General features: G+C 37.9%; 23 protein-coding genes and 1 tRNA gene. 16 read left to right on the forward strand and 8 right to left on the reverse strand.

The features are described from left to right. The first annotated feature begins 35 nt into the window (after positions 1–35). The 4 genes from M9892_07845 to M9892_07860 all read left to right on the forward strand — a co-directional run bounded on the left by M9892_07845 (position 36) and on the right by M9892_07860 (position 3,647). Positions 36–1,337 (forward strand): DUF4270 domain-containing protein, encoded by a 1,302-nt coding sequence (locus M9892_07845; GenBank protein MCO5254257.1) that lies wholly within the window; start codon positions 36–38, stop codon positions 1,335–1,337. 9 nt (positions 1,338–1,346) lie between these two features. After that, positions 1,347–2,207, forward strand: coding sequence for a 3-deoxy-7-phosphoheptulonate synthase (aroF, locus tag M9892_07850; GenBank protein ID MCO5254258.1), 861 nt, complete (start codon positions 1,347–1,349; stop codon positions 2,205–2,207). Positions 2,208–2,291: 84 nt separating this feature from the next. Beyond that, a tRNA-Asp gene (locus M9892_07855) sits at positions 2,292–2,368 on the forward strand. 172 nt (positions 2,369–2,540) lie between these two features. After that, the gene (locus M9892_07860) at positions 2,541–3,647 is read left to right on the forward strand and encodes a T9SS type A sorting domain-containing protein (protein MCO5254259.1); all 1,107 of its coding nucleotides are present in this window, start codon (positions 2,541–2,543) and stop codon (positions 3,645–3,647) included. Positions 3,648–3,651: 4 nt separating this feature from the next. Here the strand turns inward: M9892_07860 and M9892_07865 are convergent, their stop codons facing one another. The 8 genes from M9892_07865 to M9892_07900 form a co-directional block, all read right to left on the reverse strand. Further along, complete coding sequence (locus tag M9892_07865) at positions 3,652–4,266, reverse strand: chorismate mutase (GenBank protein MCO5254260.1); 615 nt, start codon at positions 4,264–4,266, stop codon at positions 3,652–3,654. A gap of 21 nt (positions 4,267–4,287) precedes the next feature. Beyond that, on the reverse strand, positions 4,288–5,106 hold the full coding sequence (locus M9892_07870) for a class I SAM-dependent methyltransferase (protein MCO5254261.1): 819 nt from the start codon (positions 5,104–5,106) through the stop codon (positions 4,288–4,290). 11 nt (positions 5,107–5,117) lie between these two features. Next, complete coding sequence (xerD, locus tag M9892_07875) at positions 5,118–6,020, reverse strand: site-specific tyrosine recombinase XerD (GenBank protein ID MCO5254262.1); 903 nt, start codon at positions 6,018–6,020, stop codon at positions 5,118–5,120. Between the two features lie 9 nt (positions 6,021–6,029). Continuing rightward, on the reverse strand, positions 6,030–6,890 hold the full coding sequence (locus M9892_07880; protein ID MCO5254263.1) for an Omp28-related outer membrane protein: 861 nt from the start codon (positions 6,888–6,890) through the stop codon (positions 6,030–6,032). A 196-nt stretch (positions 6,891–7,086) separates the two neighbouring features. Then, positions 7,087–8,922, reverse strand: coding sequence for a glutamine--fructose-6-phosphate transaminase (isomerizing) (glmS, locus tag M9892_07885; GenBank protein MCO5254264.1), 1,836 nt, complete (start codon positions 8,920–8,922; stop codon positions 7,087–7,089). A gap of 1 nt (position 8,923) precedes the next feature. Next, a complete protein-coding gene (metK, locus tag M9892_07890; protein ID MCO5254265.1) occupies positions 8,924–10,222 on the reverse strand; it encodes a methionine adenosyltransferase in 1,299 nt (432 codons plus the stop codon). 83 nt (positions 10,223–10,305) lie between these two features. Beyond that, positions 10,306–11,529 (reverse strand): NAD(P)/FAD-dependent oxidoreductase, encoded by a 1,224-nt coding sequence (locus tag M9892_07895; protein ID MCO5254266.1) that lies wholly within the window; start codon positions 11,527–11,529, stop codon positions 10,306–10,308. Between the two features lie 95 nt (positions 11,530–11,624). After that, entirely contained in the window at positions 11,625–12,146 is a 522-nt protein-coding gene (locus tag M9892_07900) for a RecX family transcriptional regulator (protein ID MCO5254267.1), read from the reverse strand. A 178-nt stretch (positions 12,147–12,324) separates the two neighbouring features. Here M9892_07900 and M9892_07905 point away from each other — a divergent pair, with 178 nt between their 5' ends. The 12 genes from M9892_07905 to M9892_07960 all read left to right on the forward strand — a co-directional run bounded on the left by M9892_07905 (position 12,325) and on the right by M9892_07960 (position 20,945). Continuing rightward, positions 12,325–13,665 (forward strand): alginate export family protein, encoded by a 1,341-nt coding sequence (locus M9892_07905; GenBank protein MCO5254268.1) that lies wholly within the window; start codon positions 12,325–12,327, stop codon positions 13,663–13,665. Between the two features lie 19 nt (positions 13,666–13,684). Beyond that, positions 13,685–14,716 carry a copper-containing nitrite reductase gene (nirK, locus tag M9892_07910; GenBank protein MCO5254269.1) on the forward strand — a complete coding sequence of 344 codons (1,032 nt, stop codon included), beginning with the start codon at positions 13,685–13,687 and terminating at the stop codon, positions 14,714–14,716. Positions 14,717–15,034: 318 nt separating this feature from the next. Next, positions 15,035–15,574, forward strand: coding sequence for a hypothetical protein (locus M9892_07915; protein ID MCO5254270.1), 540 nt, complete (start codon positions 15,035–15,037; stop codon positions 15,572–15,574). Between the two features lie 95 nt (positions 15,575–15,669). After that, positions 15,670–15,900, forward strand: coding sequence for a hypothetical protein (locus tag M9892_07920; GenBank protein MCO5254271.1), 231 nt, complete (start codon positions 15,670–15,672; stop codon positions 15,898–15,900). 121 nt (positions 15,901–16,021) lie between these two features. After that, complete coding sequence (locus M9892_07925) at positions 16,022–16,729, forward strand: hypothetical protein (GenBank protein ID MCO5254272.1); 708 nt, start codon at positions 16,022–16,024, stop codon at positions 16,727–16,729. A gap of 8 nt (positions 16,730–16,737) precedes the next feature. Continuing rightward, entirely contained in the window at positions 16,738–17,442 is a 705-nt protein-coding gene (locus M9892_07930; protein ID MCO5254273.1) for a hypothetical protein, read from the forward strand. Positions 17,443–17,450: 8 nt separating this feature from the next. Next, the gene (locus M9892_07935; protein MCO5254274.1) at positions 17,451–18,149 is read left to right on the forward strand and encodes a hypothetical protein; all 699 of its coding nucleotides are present in this window, start codon (positions 17,451–17,453) and stop codon (positions 18,147–18,149) included. Between the two features lie 499 nt (positions 18,150–18,648). Next, positions 18,649–18,867 (forward strand): hypothetical protein, encoded by a 219-nt coding sequence (locus M9892_07940; protein ID MCO5254275.1) that lies wholly within the window; start codon positions 18,649–18,651, stop codon positions 18,865–18,867. Positions 18,868–18,875: 8 nt separating this feature from the next. Then, the gene (locus M9892_07945) at positions 18,876–19,580 is read left to right on the forward strand and encodes a hypothetical protein (protein MCO5254276.1); all 705 of its coding nucleotides are present in this window, start codon (positions 18,876–18,878) and stop codon (positions 19,578–19,580) included. A 26-nt stretch (positions 19,581–19,606) separates the two neighbouring features. After that, positions 19,607–20,140, forward strand: coding sequence for a DUF6252 family protein (locus tag M9892_07950; protein ID MCO5254277.1), 534 nt, complete (start codon positions 19,607–19,609; stop codon positions 20,138–20,140). Between the two features lie 22 nt (positions 20,141–20,162). Next, positions 20,163–20,399: a hypothetical protein gene (locus tag M9892_07955; GenBank protein ID MCO5254278.1), complete on the forward strand. Its 237-nt coding sequence runs from the start codon at positions 20,163–20,165 to the stop codon at positions 20,397–20,399. A gap of 21 nt (positions 20,400–20,420) precedes the next feature. Beyond that, positions 20,421–20,945: a DUF6252 family protein gene (locus M9892_07960; GenBank protein MCO5254279.1), complete on the forward strand. Its 525-nt coding sequence runs from the start codon at positions 20,421–20,423 to the stop codon at positions 20,943–20,945. Positions 20,946–20,947: the final 2 nt, after the last annotated feature.

Raw genomic sequence — 20,947 nt, forward strand, 5'->3', positions numbered from 1 at the left:
TTATTAATAAACAATTTTTTTTATGGGTCTGCATTTTGCAGACCTTTTTAATTGTATTCATATCCGGATGCAAAAAAAGAGATGACCTTATCTCATTAAATACCGGCACAATCGAACCTACTGACCTTTTCTATACTGACACACTTACGGTATTAAGTTCAACAGTACGCGAAGATTCTATTCCATCGCGAATGTCAAGCAATCAGCAGCTTGCCGGTAAAATGAATGACCCGCTATTCGGCATGAGCGAATCGTCTATCTATACCCAAGTCAGACTTGCAATTCTTAACCATATTATTGACGTGGGTTCAGGAGCAGACTCAGCTTTTATTTATCTGACTTTTACCTCCGAAATTGCCTCCTACGGAAACCTGAATTCTACACAGAACCTATCGGTATATGAACTCAATGCCGATATAGATGCAGCTAAAACCTATTATTCCACTGACAGTATTACATACCTGCCTATAGAAATTGGTTCATTCTCAGGCACATTTAATTTAACAGACAGCATTCCTGTGAAAGATTCGGTTATGAGAAATACCGCACCGGGAATCAAAATTGCACTCACCAAAGACTTTGCAAACAAATTGATTAATGCGGCACCGGGTGACATTAATACTCAGACTTCTTTTGCCAACTATTTGAAAGGAATATGTATCAAGCCCACCGGAAATCCGGCTTCGGGAGAAGGAGCAGTAGTAGGGTTTAATTTCAAAGCAGCGAGCACTCAAATCCACGTTTATTATGACGGAAATAAGCATATCAACTATTCACTTGATTCTGCTGCTGTGAAGTTCTCTCAATATAAATTCTCTCAACAGCCTGCCAATATTAGCCTTCAGAAGAATAACCCTCTATTGAACTATGACACAACGTACGTTCAAGCTTTGACTGGTGCTAAAACATTTTTCCAATTTCCCAACCTGTTCTCGCTCGCCAATAACAACAAAATTTTTATCCATAAAGCCGAACTGATTATTCCGGTATATAAAGATGCTATAAACTCAAAATACAAAGCTCCCACACGCCTGCTTCTTAACCAACCGGATGAAAAAACCAGAATTAATCTTCCAATAATTGACCTTTTCTCTTCAGAAAATACCTATGGTGGCAAATATGACGAATCATTGGGTCAATACAAGTTTACAATTACACGGCATATTCAAGATTTATTTGACTCCTATTTGAATAACGGAGATAATTTTAATTTTGGATTATATCTTACCAACACTATCGACCTGCCGATTACGGCTGCGAGGGTTTTGATTGATTCCAGAAAAAGTAACCCGATAGAACAAAAACTCCGATTAACTATCATTTACTCTAAACTTTGATTATTGTTCATGGAAAACAACCGCAAACCTTATCAATTAGTGAGCCTCGACTGGAAACAGGAAAGAACTGTTTTTTCAGTAAAAGGCGTTGAAATCGGTGGCGACAACTTCAATGTAATTGCCGGTCCTTGTGCTGTAGAAACCGAAGATCAGATTAACACCATTGCTACTTTTCTATCCAAAAAAGGAGTTAAAATACTTAGAGGCGGAGCATACAAACCCAGAACCTCACCTTATTCCTTTCAAGGATTACGGGAAGAAGGTCTCAGATATTTGAAAGAAGCTGCCGATCGCAACAACATGGCGGTCATTACAGAAGTTATGGACACTAATTTGGTTGAAAAGGTGTATGAATATACAGACATCTTTCAGGTAGGAACCCGCAATATGCAGAATTTTCAGTTGCTTAAAGCACTGTCCAAAACCGACAAACCGGTAATGCTTAAAAGAGGGTGGAGTAGTACAATAGAAGAATGGTTACTTGCTGCCGAGTATTTGTTATTGGGTGGAAATCCACACGTTATCTTGTGTGAAAGAGGCATCAGAACCTTTGAAAATTCAACACGCAATACATTAGACTTAAATGCAGTAGCCTTAATAAAAACATTGTCTCACTTACCCATATTTGTTGACCCGAGCCAGGCAACCGGTGTCAGAAATATTGTTCACCCTATGAGCATTGCATCTATGGCTGCGGGTGCTGATGGCGTGATGATTGAAATTCATAATCAGCCACAAGAAGCGCTTTCGGACGGAGACCAATCTCTTTATTTTGATCAATTTGACAAAATTCTGGAAGACTTGTATTCCTTGTCAAGCCTTGTAAACAAAAGCACTGACTATGGAAAAACAATAAAAATCCAAGGCTAAAAATATTTTTAAATCAGGGTTGCAAAGTTTTTATTCAATGTATATCTTCGCGCCCTCTTAAAGAGAAAGTTCTCATAGATAAACGGTCTGGTAGTTCAGCTGGTTAGAATACGTGCCTGTCACGCACGGGGTCGCGGGTTCGAGTCCCGTCCAGACCGCCAAGTTTAAAGCCTTCTCTGCACAGAGAAGGCTTTTTTATTTATTGTACTTTTTAGTTTGGCACAAATTCTTCTTAAAAAAAATTCCACTTAATACTACCCAAGCAATGTTTTATTTACTTTTGAAAGTAGATTCAGTCAAAAGTAAAATTACTATTTATTAATATCTATCTAAATGAAAAAACTACTCATTCTTGCATTGGTTTGTTTTGCATCTGTAAGACTTTCAGCTCAAATCACCATTACAGCGGCTGATATGCCGGTTGCTGATGACACCTTGTATTATTCTACAGCTAATCCTATAGGTAGTGGCTTTAATGCCGGGGATAGTGGTGCCTCAGCTATTTGGGATTTTAGCACTTTATCCAAAATCATCTCCGGGACGGATACTTATCAGAAAGCTGCCAAGGTAAACATCTTGTATGCTGCTCTCATCGGACCTACTGCTTATGGGTACAAAATAGGCGATTCTATACCCGGTATTGGCGCAATGCTGCCTATTTCTATCAATGATATTTATAACTTCTATAATAAAAAGAATGCCCCTTCTCGCTTTATAACAGAAGGATTTGCTGCTAAAATCGCTGGTGTCCCCACTCCTTTGCAATATGCAGATGAAGATGAAATTTACTATTTTCCTCTCCAATATGGAGACAGCTCAAAAAGTACTTTCTTGCTGAACATACCAATACCTACCATTGGCACTCTCAGAATGAAGGGTACACGAACTACTAAGGTGGACGGATGGGGCACTATCACAACTCCTTATTTTACAACCCCTGTTAATTGTATCAGAGTGAGAAGTGAGATTGATGAAATAGATTCTTTCATTACCAATTTTATAAAAACAGGGATTCCGCGCAAAACCGTTGAATATAAATACCTTGTGAAAGGAGAACATTATCCCGCAGTGTGGGTAACTGCCAATATTATAGGCAATACCGAAACCATTTCAAGTATTCGCTTTAAAGACAGTTTGCCATCACAACCTATTGATACTACAGGCAATGGTCACAACACCGGAGTAAATGTTAATCCTTATAGCAATCTTAATCTGAATATTTATCCCAATCCGGCTGACAAAGAAATGGTAACTATTGATATTCCTCAAAATTGGAATGAATATGTTGTGTCTGTGTATGATGCACAAGGTCGCTTGGTTTTAACCCAACAAAATTCCAATCATGTGGATTTGCGCACTTTACAATCGGGTTATTTTATAGTACAGATTATCAGTAATTCAGGGTTTGGATATGGAACTGTACTCAATCAAGGAGAGTAAGCCCTTATTTTTTTAACTGAGAAAGTACCGAAGCTATATGCACTGCTTTAATCAGCGTTTGCAGATATTGAACATCGGCTTTGTTCTTGATTGCAAACTCTTTCATTGATTGTTCTATTTCTCTAAAGCGCTCGGGCTGAAAGACCGGCAAATGATAGCTGTCTTTTATCTTGCTGATTTGTTTAACTAACTGATGTCGCTCGTTGGCAATACCCAAGAGTCTATCATCCAATGCATCTATCTGACCTCTTAGATTGCTGAGTAATTGCAAATCGGTGGATGTGAGTTTAGTGTGTCCGGATTGGGTTATTCTTTTAGAAATTGTGTTTGTTTGTTTTGTATCAAAATTTTCATCGAATACAATTCCGTCAATGCCAGCTTTAATAAGCTTGTCTATCAGATTTTGACTGCTTGTATTGCTTGCAAGATAAAACACTTTGGAGTTTTGGAAATGTATTTTGAGGTCAATAAAAGAGCGAATAATCCACTCCAAATTATCACCTTGCAAAACCACATCAAATGTGGCTTGTATCTCATTGTATATTTTTTTGGCAACAGCTAAGGCATCAGAGCCTTCGGCAATAGAATATACCGGAGCTTTGCTTATTTTCTTTGTCATAATATTAGGATACTAAGATTATTATAGGTCAGTGTGATTTAACTTGCACATATTCAAACCAACTTCAAACAGATGTTCAGGCTTCAAGGGTCTTACCATGAGTTCTGCCTTGAGCGGCTCTTTTGTGTAAATTGCACATTTGGTATGAGCAACCTGATATAAGTATTGGTGTTCGTTTGCTGGTACCGCGTCTAATATTGCTTGCAAAATTTCCCAACGAATATTTTCAGGTGAATAACCGTAATCATGCCAAACGATTATGCTTTGGTCATTTCTGCGCATGGCAAGTGCATTCTTACTGTCGGATACCACATTAGAGTAGTGATGGTCGCCATCTACAAAGATTAAATCACAAGCATTATTCCATTCTGAAAAATCATAGTGCAGGCTGTCTCCATAAATTTGTTTAACATGGCTGCTTTCATTGGGCAACAACATTCCGGACTGTTTAATATATTCGGGGTTCGCACCGCGTTTTTTTAATTCTTCTTGTGACAAGTTCATAGTAAAAGCCTTGTCAACAAAGGGTGCAACATTCATTACACTTTCTCCGCGCCAAGTACCAATTTCAAAATAGGTTTTCACATCCGTTCTTTGTGCTAATTGTGCCAAAAGAAACAAATCCGTAGGAAGTGAGCCTCCTTCTAAAAAGAAATAGGGGGAAACCTTATGTTCGGGCTTGATAATAAAATGCTGTAAAGACACGATAGGCAAGCCATGTGGGAGATTGTATTTTTTAAGAATCTGAATCTTAGCCTCATCATCATTAGGGTTGAGAACTCTCAGCAAAGTTTTTGGGTTGGAAATAATCGTTTTGAGGATGAGAAACAATCGTTTCATGGCGTGCGAAGTTACTTTCTTTTGGCTCTCGGGTGAAATTCGTCAATGGTTTTTCGTAAAAAAGTGCGATCAAGATGCGTGTAAATCTCGGTGGTTGTAATACTCTCATGACCAAGCATTTGCTGAACCGCTCTTAAATCTGCACCGTTTTCTACCAAATGAGTAGCAAAAGAATGACGAAATGTATGCGGACTTATGTTCTTCTTGATACCGGCTTTTGTTGCCAGGTCTTTAATCATTGTAAAAACTGCCACCCTGCTGATTTGTGTTCCTTTGCTTTGATTGATAAAAACAACATCTTCGGCTTCTTTTGCTACATGCCAATGTGTTCTGATACGGTGTATGAAATGAGCAATCTGCTCAAGTGTATGCGGGTCTATGGGAACCAACCTTTCTTTATCGCCTTTTCCTCTGACTCTGATAAACTCTTCTGTAAAAAATATATCTGAAATTTTGAGTCCGGTCAGCTCACTCACTCGTAATCCGCACGCATAAAGGGTTTCAATCATGGCAAGGTTGCGTTCTCCATCTCTTTTGCTGCGGTCTATGCAATTGAGCATACGCACAATTTCTTCATAAGATAGTACCGTGGGTAGTTTGCGCGGATTTTTGGGTAACTCGATGCTATCCATAGGATTGCGCTCGGTTAAATTTTCCAAAATCAGATATTTATAAAACTGCCTTAAACCTGATATAATACGCGCTTGACTTGTGCCACTAATGCCAATTTCATTCAAAAATGTGATAAATCCTTTGAGGTCTTTTGCGGTTAATTTTTCCGGACTTTTACTTTCGTTTATATACTGAATCAACTTGCTGACATCCTGTAAATAGGCTTGAACTGAATTCTTTGAAAGGGACTTTTCGAGCGTAAGATAGTGAGAAAAACCTTTATAGACAGTAGCCCAACTCATCCGGTATTATTAGTGGAGTGGAATTTCTTCTACTTGAATGACGGAATTATCGCTCTCGTCCAATACTACCGCCACAAGACTACAAGAATTTCTAACCCAGTCTTTGTTCCAGTCAAATTCAAAATCTTTTTCAAATATTCTGCCTTTGACTAAAGGTTCGCCTAATCTGCTACCCAGAGCATTGCCTATGGAGCCTCTCAGCACATGGTTGAATTCGTAATCTTCAATATAGGGTGATTTGCCCGGTTCATTGGTTGATTGTTTGCCAATAATTCCATTTTCAATAATATAAAGAGCCAATTTGTGGCTTTCGTTACTCTTGTCTTCGGTATAGGTGAGTTTGGTTCGCAAAATAATTTTATTATTAGCAAGGTTTTCGAAACTAAGCGTAATAATAACGGGAGAAGTTCCTCTTCTTTGTTTATAAGAAGTTTCCCATTGATTGATTACTAAGGCTGCATTGGAACCAAATTTGAATCTGTCTATGTAGCCTCCCGGTAGTCCCACGGGCATTCCAATCGCGTTTGCAATTTCCTCAGCAGCATCGGTTCTTAAATCTGCATTTCCTGCCCATGGATCGGAATAGATGGGCAGGGATTTGATATAGATTGCCATGGGCACAATGGTGTCCCCATATTTATTCTTTAGTCTGACAGATTCTTCTGCGGCTTTGGGACAGTTCACACATCTCACACCCGTAATATCTTCAATCAAAATCTTTTTATAAACAGAAGGAATATTGTCTAATACAATATAAGTTGTGTCTTTAAGCGTAGCGGGGGCGTTTTTTTGATTTAAAATCCCATGATCTTCTTCTTTGCAGCCAAATAACAATACGGAACAAATAGAAATCAGAATAATGGTTCTCATGTGCATGGTACAAAAATAATCTTAATTATTATTTGCTTATTAAGGAAGTGATTTTATCTCTTAAAATCTTTATTTAAAAACGATAGACATGACAAAGTGAGTTCAAGGGTTACGGCACGTCATTATAAATAACTGTTTAAATAGACTCTTGCAATAATCACCGCCTATAAAAATTTATAGCCAGAATATTGTCTGTTTACTCTACTGTAACGCTCTTAGCCAGATTTCTGGGTTGATCCACATTACAACCACGCATAACCGCTATGTGATATGACAGTAATTGAAGAGGAATAACAGTCAGAATAGGTGAAAAAATCTCTGCTGTGTCAGGAACTTCAATAATATAATCAGCCATTTTCTTCACTTGTTCGTCACCTTCCGTAACAATGGCGATAATAACTCCTTTCCGTGCTTTCACCTCCTGAATATTGCTTATAACCTTTTCGTAGTGTGGGCTTTTGGTAGCAATAAATACAACAGGCATTTGTTCATCAATCAGCGCAATTGGTCCGTGTTTCATTTCAGCGGCAGGATAACCTTCTGCATGGATATAGGAAATCTCTTTGAGTTTGAGCGCTCCTTCCAAAGCAACGGGGAAGTTTACGCCTCTGCCTAAATAAAGGAAATTGTGAGAGTCTTTGAATTTGCGGGCTATTTCAATGATTTTTTCATTGAGTTTCAGTGTGGCTTCCACTTTGGCAGGAATCTGTTCCATTTCTGTAAGATATAATGCTAACAAAGACTTACTGATAGTACCTCTGATATCAGCCAGTGCTAATGCTAATAGTGACAATACAGTAACCTGCGCTGTAAATGCTTTGGTAGAAGCTACACCAATCTCAGGACCTGCGTGTGTGTATGCACCTGCATCACTCAAGCGTGGAATAGAAGAACCTACTACATTGCAAACACCAAAAACAGTTGCGCTGTGACTCTTTGCCAATGTCATTGCCGCCAGAGTGTCTGCGGTTTCACCGCTTTGTGAGATTGCTATATACAAATCATCCTTGCTAATAACCGGATTTCTGTATCTGAATTCGGAAGCATATTCTACTTCCACTTGAATACGTGCTAATTCTTCAAACAAATATTCGGCAACCAAGCCGGCATGCCAGCTTGTTCCACAACCCAACATTACAATACGGTTAATATTTCTAAGTTTTTCTTCGTATTCTTGTAAGCTTCTCATCATAAATCGACCGGTTGCAGGGTCAAACCTGCCTCGGAATGAATCTAGAATGGATTTAGGTTGTTCATTGATTTCTTTTAACATAAAATGCTCATAGCCGCCTTTTTCTATTGCATCAAGATTGATTTCTAATTCTTGAATAAAAGGAGATTTCTCAACATCTTCTATGGTTTTAATAGTCAAAGTACCATCTTTGATGAAAACCATTTCACCATCGTTCAGATAAGTAACTTTTCTTGTGTATTCAACAATGGGTGTGGCATCAGAAGCTAAAAAGTATTCACCTTGTTCACCATATCCAATCACCAAAGGGCTTCCTTTACGTGCGGCAATGAGTTTGCTGGGCTCATCACGTGATAATATCACAATGGCATAAGCGCCAACTACCTGATTTAAAGCCAGTCTTACAGCTTCTTCTATCGAACAATTTTCTATTTGTTTAATTTCTTCAACTAAGTGAATCAACACTTCAGTATCGGTATCACTTTGGAAAACGTGTCCTTTTTGTTCAAGAGCTTCTTTGAGTGAGCCGTAATTTTCAATAATTCCGTTGTGTATGACAGCCAAGTCACCGCTTTGGCTCAAATGCGGATGTGCGTTGACGTCATTGGGTGCACCATGAGTTGCCCAGCGGGTATGCCCCATTCCAACCTTTTGCGGCATCTTGGGCGGAATGATGTTTTCTAAGTCTACTACTTTGCCTTTGGTCTTAAAAATATGAAGTTTGTTGTCCAAAAGCGCAACTCCCGCACTGTCATAACCTCTGTATTCAAGCCTTTTGAGTCCCTTGATGATGATAGGAAGGGCTTCTCTGTGCCCAATATAGCCAACAATTCCACACATGTTATTTGATATTAAATTCTTTTTTAAAGATTTTTACGTGATTTAACTCCTCCCAAGGAAAAAGCTTCACTTTTACTTTCTTGATTTCAATTTTGCCGAAAGTGGGGCGTTCAAATATTTTTTCTACTATCTGAGTTTCTCTCCCCATGTGTCCGTATGAAGCTGTTTCAGCGTAAATAGGAGTTCTGAGATTGAACATTTTTTCAATGCTGTATGGTCTCAAATCCATTATTTTCAAAATCTTTTCTGCAATCTTCCCATCGCTCAGCTTCACTTTGGAAGTGCCATAGGTATTTACATATAAACCTACGGGGTCTTTTTCGCCAATAGCATAGCCCACTTGCACCAATATTTCATCTGCTATTCCGGCAGCTACCATATTTTTGGCAATATATCTCATAGCGTAAGCAGCAGAACGGTCCACTTTGGAAGGGTCTTTTCCACTAAATGCACCACCACCATGCGCACCTTTGCCCCCATACGTATCTACAATAATTTTTCTGCCTGTCAATCCGGTATCTCCGTGTGGTCCGCCAATCACAAACTTGCCGGTTGGATTAACAAGGTATTTTACTTTCTTGTCAAAGAAGGGTTTGAAATATGGAAACTTCTTCAACACTCTCGGAATCAAAATATTAATCACATCTTCCTTGATTTTGCTTTGCATTTCTTTATCAGCTTTGTCAATATCTGCACCTTTGTTTGATTTTGCTTTAACAAATTCATCGTGTTGCGTAGAAAGTACAACAGTCTCAACCCTCTTGGCTTTGTTGTCATCTCCATACTCGACTGTAACCTGAGATTTAGAATCAGGGCGTAAATAGGTCATTTTTTTGCCTTCTCTTCTAATTTCGGCAAGTTCTCTCAGCAAACAATGTGAAAGGTCAAGTGAAAGGGGCATGTAATTGTCGGTTTCATTGCATGCATACCCGAACATGATTCCTTGGTCACCGGCACCTTGGTCTTCCGGTTTTTTGGTGTCAACACCTCGGTTGATATCGGGTGATTGCTCATGAATAGCGGAGAAAATACCACATCCGTTGGCTTCAAACATATATTCTGATTTGGTATAACCAATTTTTGCGATGACATCTCTCGATATCTTTTGAACATCGATATAAGTATCTGATTTTACTTCTCCGGCTAACACTACCTGACCTGTTGTAACCAATGTTTCGCATGCAACTTTTGATTTTGGGTCCCATGCAAGAAAATTATCAAGTAGAGCATCTGAAATCTGGTCTGCTACTTTATCCGGATGTCCTTCTGAGACGGACTCTGAGGTGAATAAATATGACATTTTGAATTTTTTTTATGAGTTGCGCAAAGGTAATGAAAAACAAAGATGAAAAATTACAAGCGACATTAGGGTTATTTATCAATTTACAGTTTGCCTGCAATACCTTCCCCTGCAATGTATCCGCATGTCCAAGCTGCTTGAAAATTAAAACCGCCCGTGATGCCGTCAATATCAATAACCTCACCAGCAAAAAACAGATTAGGATGCAACTTGCTTTCCATAGTTCTGAAATCAATTTCTTTTCTACTGATGCCGCCACAAGTTACAAACTCATCCTTAAAAGTGGTTTTGCCTTGGGACTCAAACTTGCTTTGATATAGTTGTTGAGCCAATTCCGACAGTTTTGCATTTTGACAGTCTGCCCATTTGGTTTCATGGGACAAGTGAATACTATCTAAAAAATAATCCCACAAACGCTGAGAAATGTTGTCAAACGGCTTTCTTCGAAGACTTGTTTTTGTACTCTTTTGTTGTTTTAACAGATCAAAAATATTGTCTTGTGACAAATTAGGCAGCCAATTTACTTCAACCGTATAGCGATATCCACAGTCATGAAGTTTGCGAGCTGCAAAAGCAGATAATTTCAAAACCGCAGGTCCGCTCAATCCCCAATGGGTGATTAATAAAGGACCTCTGAACTCTTCTTTGTGTTCAGGCAAAGTTACAATAGCATCGGTAACCGACACTCCGGGTAATTGACAAATAGGATGCCTGCGTAAGTTAAAGGTAAATAAAGATGGTACAGGATTTTCAATTTTGTGTTTGAAATGGTCAAGATATCCGAAATTCTCTCTTTTAGGGTGTCCACCAGTGGCTATCAGCAGGGTCTTACAAGCAACTCTGTCGGATTCATCCAGCAAAAGCAGAAACCCGGCATCTGTTGATTCGATTTTTTCAACTTTTGTGCGAATACTGATTTCAACTCCGAGTTGTTGTGTTTCTTTGAGCAAACAATCCATGATGGTTTGAGAGTCGTCTGTTATAGGAAACATTCTTCCGTCTATCTCGGATTTGAGAGCCACCCCTCTGGATTCAAACCACTTGACTGTGTCTGCAGTGTTAAAACGATAAAAACAACCCAATAATTCCTTGCTTCCGCGCGGATAGTTTTCTGACAGTAGTTTGTTATCAAAACACGCGTTGGTAACATTGCATCTGCCACCCCCTGAGATTTCGACTTTTGCAAGTAACTTGGAAGTTTTTTCCAAAATAAGAATAGACGCTTTGGGTTTGAGCTCAGCTAATCTGATAGCAGCAAAAAAACCCGCAGCTCCTCCGCCCACAATAATGGTGTCAAATGTTTGCACGGGACAAAGGTATGAGTTTAGTCATGCAATTGATGAAGTATGAGAGGAGTATTCCATCCGTAATCAATACGTTTTTAATAGGAATATACATAGAACTAAGTATTTTCATTCAAGACATCCACAATCATATCAGACTCATAACCCTTTGACATCAATGCACTGATAATCTTTTGTTTTTTTTGCCAGTCTTTGACACCGATGCCTTTGTATTTTATTTTGAGTTTTTCAATCAAACTAATCAGTGTCTTTTCATATTCATAAGGGTCAATTTCTTGCAAACCAATTTTGATATTGCGTTCACTGATTTTACGCATCTTTAATTCTCTCATTATTTTGAGCCTACCCCACTTTTTCTGTCTAAACTTTCCTCCACAATATGCTTTAGCAAACCTTTCCTCATTCAAAAAACGGTATTGAATCAACTCCGAGATGATTTCCTCCACGTCATCTGAAATCAACCCGTATGAATATAGCTTTGACCTGACTTCTTCTTGATGTCTTTCTTGATAGGCACAGAATTTTTCAATTTTTTTTCGCGCTGCCGAAGGTGTCAGTTTTTCTGTTTGCACAAGGGCAAAAGTAAGCAGAATGGATGCACCAAAACATGCCGTCATCATTGTGATAAGTTTTCTTGGTATCTAAATTTAGCACGTCCTGCTTATTTCTTTTGTCTAATCCTCATTTCTGCGCACTTCAGCCGAGTGCATGACAAATATCATATACCCCTATGACAACAATCATTGTGCATTATAATTTCCTGCTTCAACTTTGTCCCAAGTTTAAATCAACTATATTATGAAAGCAAAAAAATTAACAACCCACCTTTTATTAGGTGCTTTTTTTTGCGCTTCTTCTCTCATCATCACAGACCTGAAAGCACAAGAAAATTCAGTTTCAGAAAACTCAATCAATATTTCTTACCAACTACGTCCTCGCATAGAGTTTCGCGATGGTAATTTTACACCGGCAAATAAAAATACGGCTCCGGCAGCACTTATCAGCCAAAGAGACCGCCTTAGTATAGATTATAAATACAAAGATTTATTAACGGTACATTTTGCACCTCAAAGCGTGAGTATTTGGGGTCAGGCAAACATGGTGCAGGGCGCTGAGATGAGTGCTAATCAAATTTCTATGTTTGAATCTTGGGCGCAACTAAAACTTCATTCATTCTGGAATGTAAAGTTTGGTCGTCAGATTATTTCCTTAGACGATGAGCGATTTTTTGGTGCCTTGGACTGGGCACAAGGAGCAAGAGCACACGATGCATTGTCTTTCGGGTTTCTCAATAATAAATATGAGTTAAAAGGATTTTTTGCCTTTAACCAAAATTACAAAACCTTGTATGGCAACAATCTCAACAATCCTGCGGGCAATTTATATAGTCCGGCAGACGCACTTCCATACAAAACGATGCAAACCTTATGGGGAAACATTCCTATCAATGAATCCATGAAGGTTACGCTTTTGGCAGCCAATCTTGGAGTTCAGAATGCTGTTAGCCCTTTGGATTCAGTCAAAACTACTTATATTCAAACCTATGGTTTCAATTTTATTGAAAACGGGAAAAGTTTATCTTTGATAGTTTCCGGTTATTATCAAATGGCAAAAAACACCCAAGCATATATGGGTTCAGTGTTTGCAGATTATGCTGTTAATTCTGCTTGGAATATCGGGCTTGGGAGTGATTTAGTGAGCGGAAACGACTTTGGGAGTCCTGTCACTGAAAACGCAATTTTTAATCCATTTTTTCACACCGGACACAAATTCTATGGCAGCATGGATTATTTTTACGCAGGGAATGGACACGGAGGAGTTGGATTGTCTGATAACTATGCTAAAATAAACTTCAAATCCGAAAAAGGATATAGCGTAAACCTTGCTATCCATCAGTTTATAACACCTAACAAAGTAAAAACCCCAAGCAAAGAATACGATTCCAACTTAGGACAAGAAATAGATTTAACAATAAACTATAAAATCAATAAGTTTGCAAGCCTTGTGGGAGGGTACTCTTTCTTCCTGAACACACCTACTTTGAATGTACTCAAAACCAAACCGAATGCAAAGGATTATCAGCAATGGGGATGGTTATCCATCAACCTCAACCCAACAATATTTAAAACAAATTTCTAATTTAAAATAAAACAAAAAAATGAACAAAAAACATTTTATTATCGGTGCAGCAGTCACAATGACTTTCGCACTATGGAGTTGTAATTCGGGCAACAATGCTCAGAACAAAACCAAAGCCATTGACATGGAAGCAACCGGAGACTTTGAAGTAGCCGAAATTACTGCGGCTCCCAATGTCCCTGCTCCTATTGGCAAAAGAGGACCCAAAAAATTAATTATTAATCTTGAAACCACAGAGATTGAATCCATCATTGCAGACACTTTCAGTTACACATTCTGGACATTCAACAATATTGTACCAGGTAGCTTTATGAGGGTAAGAGAGGGTGATGAAATCCAATTAAACCTAACAAACGCTGCAAACAGCATTCTTCCCCATAATATTGACTTACACGCTGTAAACGGACCCGGTGGTGGTGCAGAAGCTACTTTTGCTTCTCCCGGACAAAAGGCATCTTTTACCTTTAAGGCACTTAATCCCGGTCTGTATGTATATCATTGTGCTGCGCCTCCTGTTCCACAACACATAGGCAACGGAATGTATGGACTTATCTTGGTTGAGCCGGAAGGTGGACTTGAGCCTGTGGACAAAGAATTCTACATCATGCAAGGTGAGTTCTATGCAAAACCAAGTGCAAGAAACCCCAAATTATTGGAATTTGACAATGACAAAGGCAATGCAGAAAATCCAACATACGTTTTGTTCAATGGTAAAAAAGGTTCTATGTTAGGTCCTAACATGTTAGAAGCAAAAGTGGGTGACAAAATCCGTCTATTTATCGGAAATGGTGGTCCTAACTTGGTTTCTTCTTTCCACGTGATTGGCGAAATCTTTGACAATGTTTATACCGAAGGCGGAAGCACAGTATCTCATAACGTACAAACCACACTTATCCCTGCCGGTGGTTCTGCTATTGTTGAGTTTACTGTGGAAGTACCCGGTGAATACAATATCGTTGACCACTCTCTTTCCAGAACTTTCAACAAAGGTTCATTAGGTAAGATCAAAGTTACCGGAGATGCAAATCCGAAAGTATTCAAGAAGAACTAAATTAACAATAATCTATTCATATTTTAAACAGACGTGGCGAGTGGCAACACTCGCCACGTCTGTTTAAAAACTATGCGAACTTTGTACAAGAACATAGTGTACTTTGTGGTTCAAATAACATCCGAACCCTTTTGACAACACATTCAACCACATTCTAACATTGCCAAATGAACCTTTTGACTTATTCTTGTACAAACCAATACCCATACTGCCATGAAAACTAAATCACTCTTAGTAATACCTCTCGCTCTGCTGCTCATTGCCGGATTGCAGTGCAAAAAAGAGCAAGAACCCACCACCATATAAACATGGGGCTATGTGATTGATGAAGTAACCAAAATGCCGGTGGAAGGCGTAAAAGTAAGTTTTTATAACTCGAGTACTCCCACAACATATCCGCCACCGTATTCTATTTTCCGAGATTCTACCTACACCGATTCTAAAGGATATTTTTATAAAAAATGGACACCAACAAAAGAATGGACACAAGTAAATATCTCAAAACCGGGCTATTACTATTATAAGGATTCAAAGGAGGGAGCCAAAGGCGATATGGGAATGATGCCTATAAAACCCAATAAAAACTTTCGTCTGTACATAAAGAATGTGCCACCTGTCAGGGAAGATGACAGTCTGTATGTGCATATAAGTCCAACCAAAGACTTTGATTATATTTCTATGCCTGACAGATGGTTTATTGGATATGTTGATACTTTAATAAATCTTAGAATAGTATATGATAGAGATTTCTGGAAGATAGAATACTTCTTTAAAGACAGCACCGGAGCAGGACATTACTATAGAGGAAACCCTTACTGTACACCACATGACACCTGCGATATATATTTTGAATATTAACCCTTTAAAGTATTAACAATATGAAAAAATTAATTTTACTATTTGCTTTTGCTTACTAGACAGCAAACACAGTTCAGGCGCAAACCGCAGTAAATGTGCAAACACCCACTATTTCGGTGGCAAACCACGACAACCCCACATCTAAAGATTTCTCAATAAACGCAGGTACAGGGCTGAACGAAACCTACCTGTGGAACGAAGAAACCAACCTGTTGCAGGGAATAGAAATAGACCTGCAATCAAATACAGGTGCTGTGATTTATATGCAGCAAAACAACGGCAGACTTGCTTTTCATTTTACAAACAATTTCATTTATCATCGGTAAAGGTAAAATGGGACGGTGATAGTTGCTAAATACAATTTCCTTAGCAAATACTAAATTTGATATATTAGAAACTTTACCCTATTATTGACAAACTATATTCACACGCTAAAACAATACAGTTATGAAAAAGACAATCCTACTTATCAGCACATTATTACTTATTGTCCTACAATCCTGCTTCAAAGAAAAAGAATGCAGAGAACTGACCCCGATATTATTAGAACAGGAAATGCTGGATTGGGTTTACTTTAAGGAAGGAAGTTACTGGATTTACAGAGATACTATAAGTGGTATTATGGATAGTATTTATGTTACTGATGCAAGAATAGACAGGGAAGAGTACCAAAGTTCAAGAGAAAATTGTCCTTCTGCAATTTATGATGTTATATATGTTATTACTAATTCAAGTTTAGGTTATAAATTTCAATTAGATGGGAAATATGGAATGAGTAGTGGTGTACACAATGATACAACAAATATTAGAGGAAATATACTAATACGGAATCTAAATCACACAGGTGGTGATGGAGGGTATTCCCTATATATGTTTTTCCCTGTGGTACAGGGAACGATAGGGAGATGGGCAAGTAGTTGGACCTTTATAAAGCATGACACAATTTTTCCAATTTATGAAGTAGCCGGCAAGCAATATGAAAATGTTTTGCGGGTACATGACAATGCTAACGGAGCATATAGCGCGGAAACCAAATTCTACCATGCCAAGCATATAGGAGTTATCAAGAAAGAAATATACGAAATGGATAAAGACAACCCCAATCCCAAGCTTTTGCAAGTTTGGGAACTGACAGACTATAAGGTAATTCAATAAATAAAGTTATGAGAAAAATAATTTTACTTATCAGTACATTGTCGTTGATTGTCCTACAATCCTGCTTCAAAGAAAAAGAATGCAGAGAACTGACCCCGATATTATTAGAACAGGAAATGCTGGATTGGGTTTATTTTAAGGAAGGAAGTTACTGGATTTACAGAGATACTATAAGTGGTATTATGGATAGTATTTATGTTACTGATGCAAGAATAGACAGGGAAGAGTACCAAAGTTCAAGAGAAAATTGTCCTTCTGCAATTTATGATGTTATATATGTTATTACTAATTCAAGTTTAGGTTATAAATTTCAATTAGATGGTAAATATGGAATGAGTAGTGGTGTACACAATGATACAACAAATATTAGAGGAAATATACTAATACGGAATCTAAATCACACAGGTGGTGATGGAGGGTATTCCCTATATATGTTTTTCCCTGTGGTACAGGGAACGATAGGAGCATGGAATGGATTTACGTTTATAAAACATGATACTATTTACTCCACTTATGGAATAGCCGGCAAGCAATATGAAAATGTATTACGGGTACATGATACTGGCAACGGAGCATATAATGCAGAAACCAAATTTTACCATGCCAAGCATATAGGAGTTATCAAAAAAGAAATATATGAAATGGATAAAGACAACCCCAATCCCAAGCTTTTGCAAGTTTGGGAACTGACAGACTATAAGGTAATTCAATAAATAAAGTTATGAGAAAAATAATTTTACTTATCAGTACATTGTCGTTGATTGTCCTACAATCCTGCTTCAAAGAAAAAGAATGCAGAGAACTGACCCCGATATTATTAGAACAGGAAATGCTGGATTGGATTTACTTTAAGGAAGGAAGTTACTGGATTTACAGAGATACTATAAGTGGTATTATGGATAGTATTTATGTTACTAATGCAAGAATAGACAGGAGAGAGTATCAAAGTTCAAGAGAAAAATGCCCTTCTAGATTATATGATAAAATGTATGTAATCATCAATTCAACATCCGGTTCAAAAATTCAATTAGATGGCAGATATGGTCTCAGTACAGGAGTAAGCAATGACACCACAAACACACATGGTACAGTAATGATTAACAATCTAAATCACACAAGTGGTGATGGAGGGTATTCAAAGTATATGTTTTTCCCTGTGGTGCAGGGAACGATAGGGCGATGGGCAAGTAGTTGGACCTTTATAAAGCATGACACAATTTTTCCAATTTATGAAGTAGCTGGCAAGCAATATGAAAATGTTTTGCGGGTACATGACAATGCTAACGGAGCATATAATGCAGAAACCAAATTTTACCATGCCAAGCATATAGGAGTTATCAAAAAAGAAATATATGAAATGGATAAAGATAACCCCAATCCCAAACTACCACAAGTTTTGGGAACTGACGAACTAAGGTAATTCAATAAATAAAGTTATGAGAAAAATAACCCTACTTATCAGTATATTGTTGGTGATTATACTACAAATACCTTTGCAAAGAAAAAGATGAAGACCAACAGAAGGACCACCCATTGAACAGGAAATGAGGATTGGATAATTTTTCAGCCTGGTAGCTATTGGATTTATTTAGACTCCATTACTAACACTACAGATAGCGTATTTGTTGTAGAAACTCAAGAAAGAAGTGAAGTTACTTATATAAAAAACAAGAAATGTCCACATACAGTTGGTCATGTTGCAGAAATAACAATGGCATCAAGTTTGGGAGGGAAAATATTTTATATCTGGTGGCTATGGAATAGGAACTGGCGCACAAAACGATACTACTAATACAAGAGGAGCAGTTCCTATAAGAAACATCAACCATGCGGGAGGTGACAGAGGGCATTCCCTATATATGTTTTCCACAATGGTACAGAGAACGATAGAACATGGAATGGATTTACGTTTATAAAACATGATACTATTTACTCCATATGGAATAGCCGGCAAGCAATATGAAAATGTATTACGGGTACATGATACTGGCAACGGAGCATATAATGCAGAAACCAAATTTTACCATGCCAAGCATATAGGAGTTATCAAAAAAGAAATATATGAAATGGATAAAGACAACCCCAATCCCAAGCTTTTGCAAGTTTGGGAACTGACAGACTATAAGGTAATTCAATAAATAAAGTTATGAGAAAAATAATTTTACTTATCAGTACATTGTCGTTGATTGTCCTACAATCCTGCTTCAAAGAAAAAGAATGCAGAGAACTGACCCCGATATTATTAGAACAGGAAATGCTGGATTGGGTTTACTTTAAGGAAGGAAGTTACTGGATTTACAGAGATACTATAAGTGGTATTATGGATAGTATTTATGTTACTAATGCAAGAATAGACAGGAGAGAGTATCAAAGTTCAAGAGAAAAATGCCCTTCTAGATTATATGATAGAATGTATGTAATCATCAATTCAACATCCGGTTCAGAAATTCAATTAGATGGCAGATACGGCCTCGGTACAGGAGTAAGCAATGACACCACAAATACACGTGGTACAGTAATGATTGACAATCTAAATCACACAGGTGGTGATGGAGGGTATTCAAAGTATATGTTTTTCCCTGTGGTGCAGGGAACGATAGGAGCATGGAATGGATTTACGTTTATAAAACATGATACTATTTACTCCACTTATGGAATAGCCGGCAAGCAATACGAAAATGTATTACGGGTACATGATACTGGCAACGGAGCATATAATGCAGAAACCAAATTCTACCATGCCAAGCATATAGGAGTTATCAAGAAAGAAATATACGAAATGGATAAAGATAACCCCAATCCCAAGCTTTTGCAAGTTTGGGAACTGACAGACTATAAGGTAATTCAATAAATAACATAATTTTAAAAACAAATAATATGAAAAACACAATCACAACCCTAAGCCTGTTTTGCTTTGCAATGCTCATAAGCTGCTGCAAAGACGACAGCACCCCAAACGGAAACAAACCCCAAACCCACTCTTACATGGAGGCTACCATAAATGGCGAGCCTTGGAAAGCGTGTAGGAGAATAGGAGCAATAGGGGAAGAAAATTTAACTGCTACTTATTACCAAAACGATGGATATTTGCAATTAAATGGAGTCGATTGGTGTAAAAATTTTACGGAGGATGTTACAACAGAATTATTTTTTGAAGCAACAAGTCTTGTGTATGATACAGGTATCTATAATTTAAGTTTATTTAACAGAGCCTTGTTTTCAAATATTTCAGAGAGTTCTGATAAATGCAATTACACATCGGTTGATACAGCAAATGGGTGGCTTTATATCAAAGAAATCAATACCGAAAAGAAATATATGAGTGGAGAGTTTGAATTCACAGGATATTGTGAAGCTAATGATTCCACAATACACATAACTAATGGTAAATTTAATAGAATTTCTTATTAAACAAATTAAAAAATAACATAACATGAACAAACAAGTACTAATCATTGCAGCAGCATTACTTATGGCGGCTACGGCAAATGCACAAAGCAGAGACTCCATTCAGGCGCAATGGACACACAGCGGATTATTCGCCAAAGGCGACTACAAAATACATAGCACCACAGACACAAGTCTTGAACTGATTGACAAGCCCATTATAGTGGTGGAAGGCTGGGACCCTTTCGGGATATTTAATAACCATGATGACAAAACAATGTAAAAACCATTAAATAAAACCAATATGAAAAACACAATCACAACCCTAAGTATGTTTTGCTTTGCAATGCTCATAAGCTGCTGCAAAGACGACACCACCACCCCAAACGGAGACAAACCCGGCACCGCCTCTTACATGGAAGCTACCATAAATGGCGAACCATGGAAAGCGTGTAGGAGAATAGGAGCAGTAGGGGAAGAAAATTTATATGCTTTCTACTTTCCTGCTGATGGGTATTTACAAATGCAATGCACCGATTATTGTAGAAAATTTCAAGAGACAAGCACCTCCATATTTTTTGAAACCTCATCTCTTTATGACACAGGATATTATCCGTTATCAATGTTTAACAGAGCTAATTTTTCCCTTAACGCTCCATCGGGCTGTAGATATGCCAATGTTGATAGCCTGAATGGCTGGTTTTACCTCAAAGAAATCAACACCGAAAAGAAGTACATGAGTGGGGAGTTTGGATTTACGGGTTATTGTGAAGCCAATGATTCAACCATTACTATAACCGAAGGAAGATTTAACAGAATACCATACTAAAA

This window comes from Bacteroidota bacterium (genome assembly GCA_023957335.1).
Classification (GTDB): domain Bacteria; phylum Bacteroidota; class Bacteroidia; order NS11-12g; family UBA955; genus JALOAG01.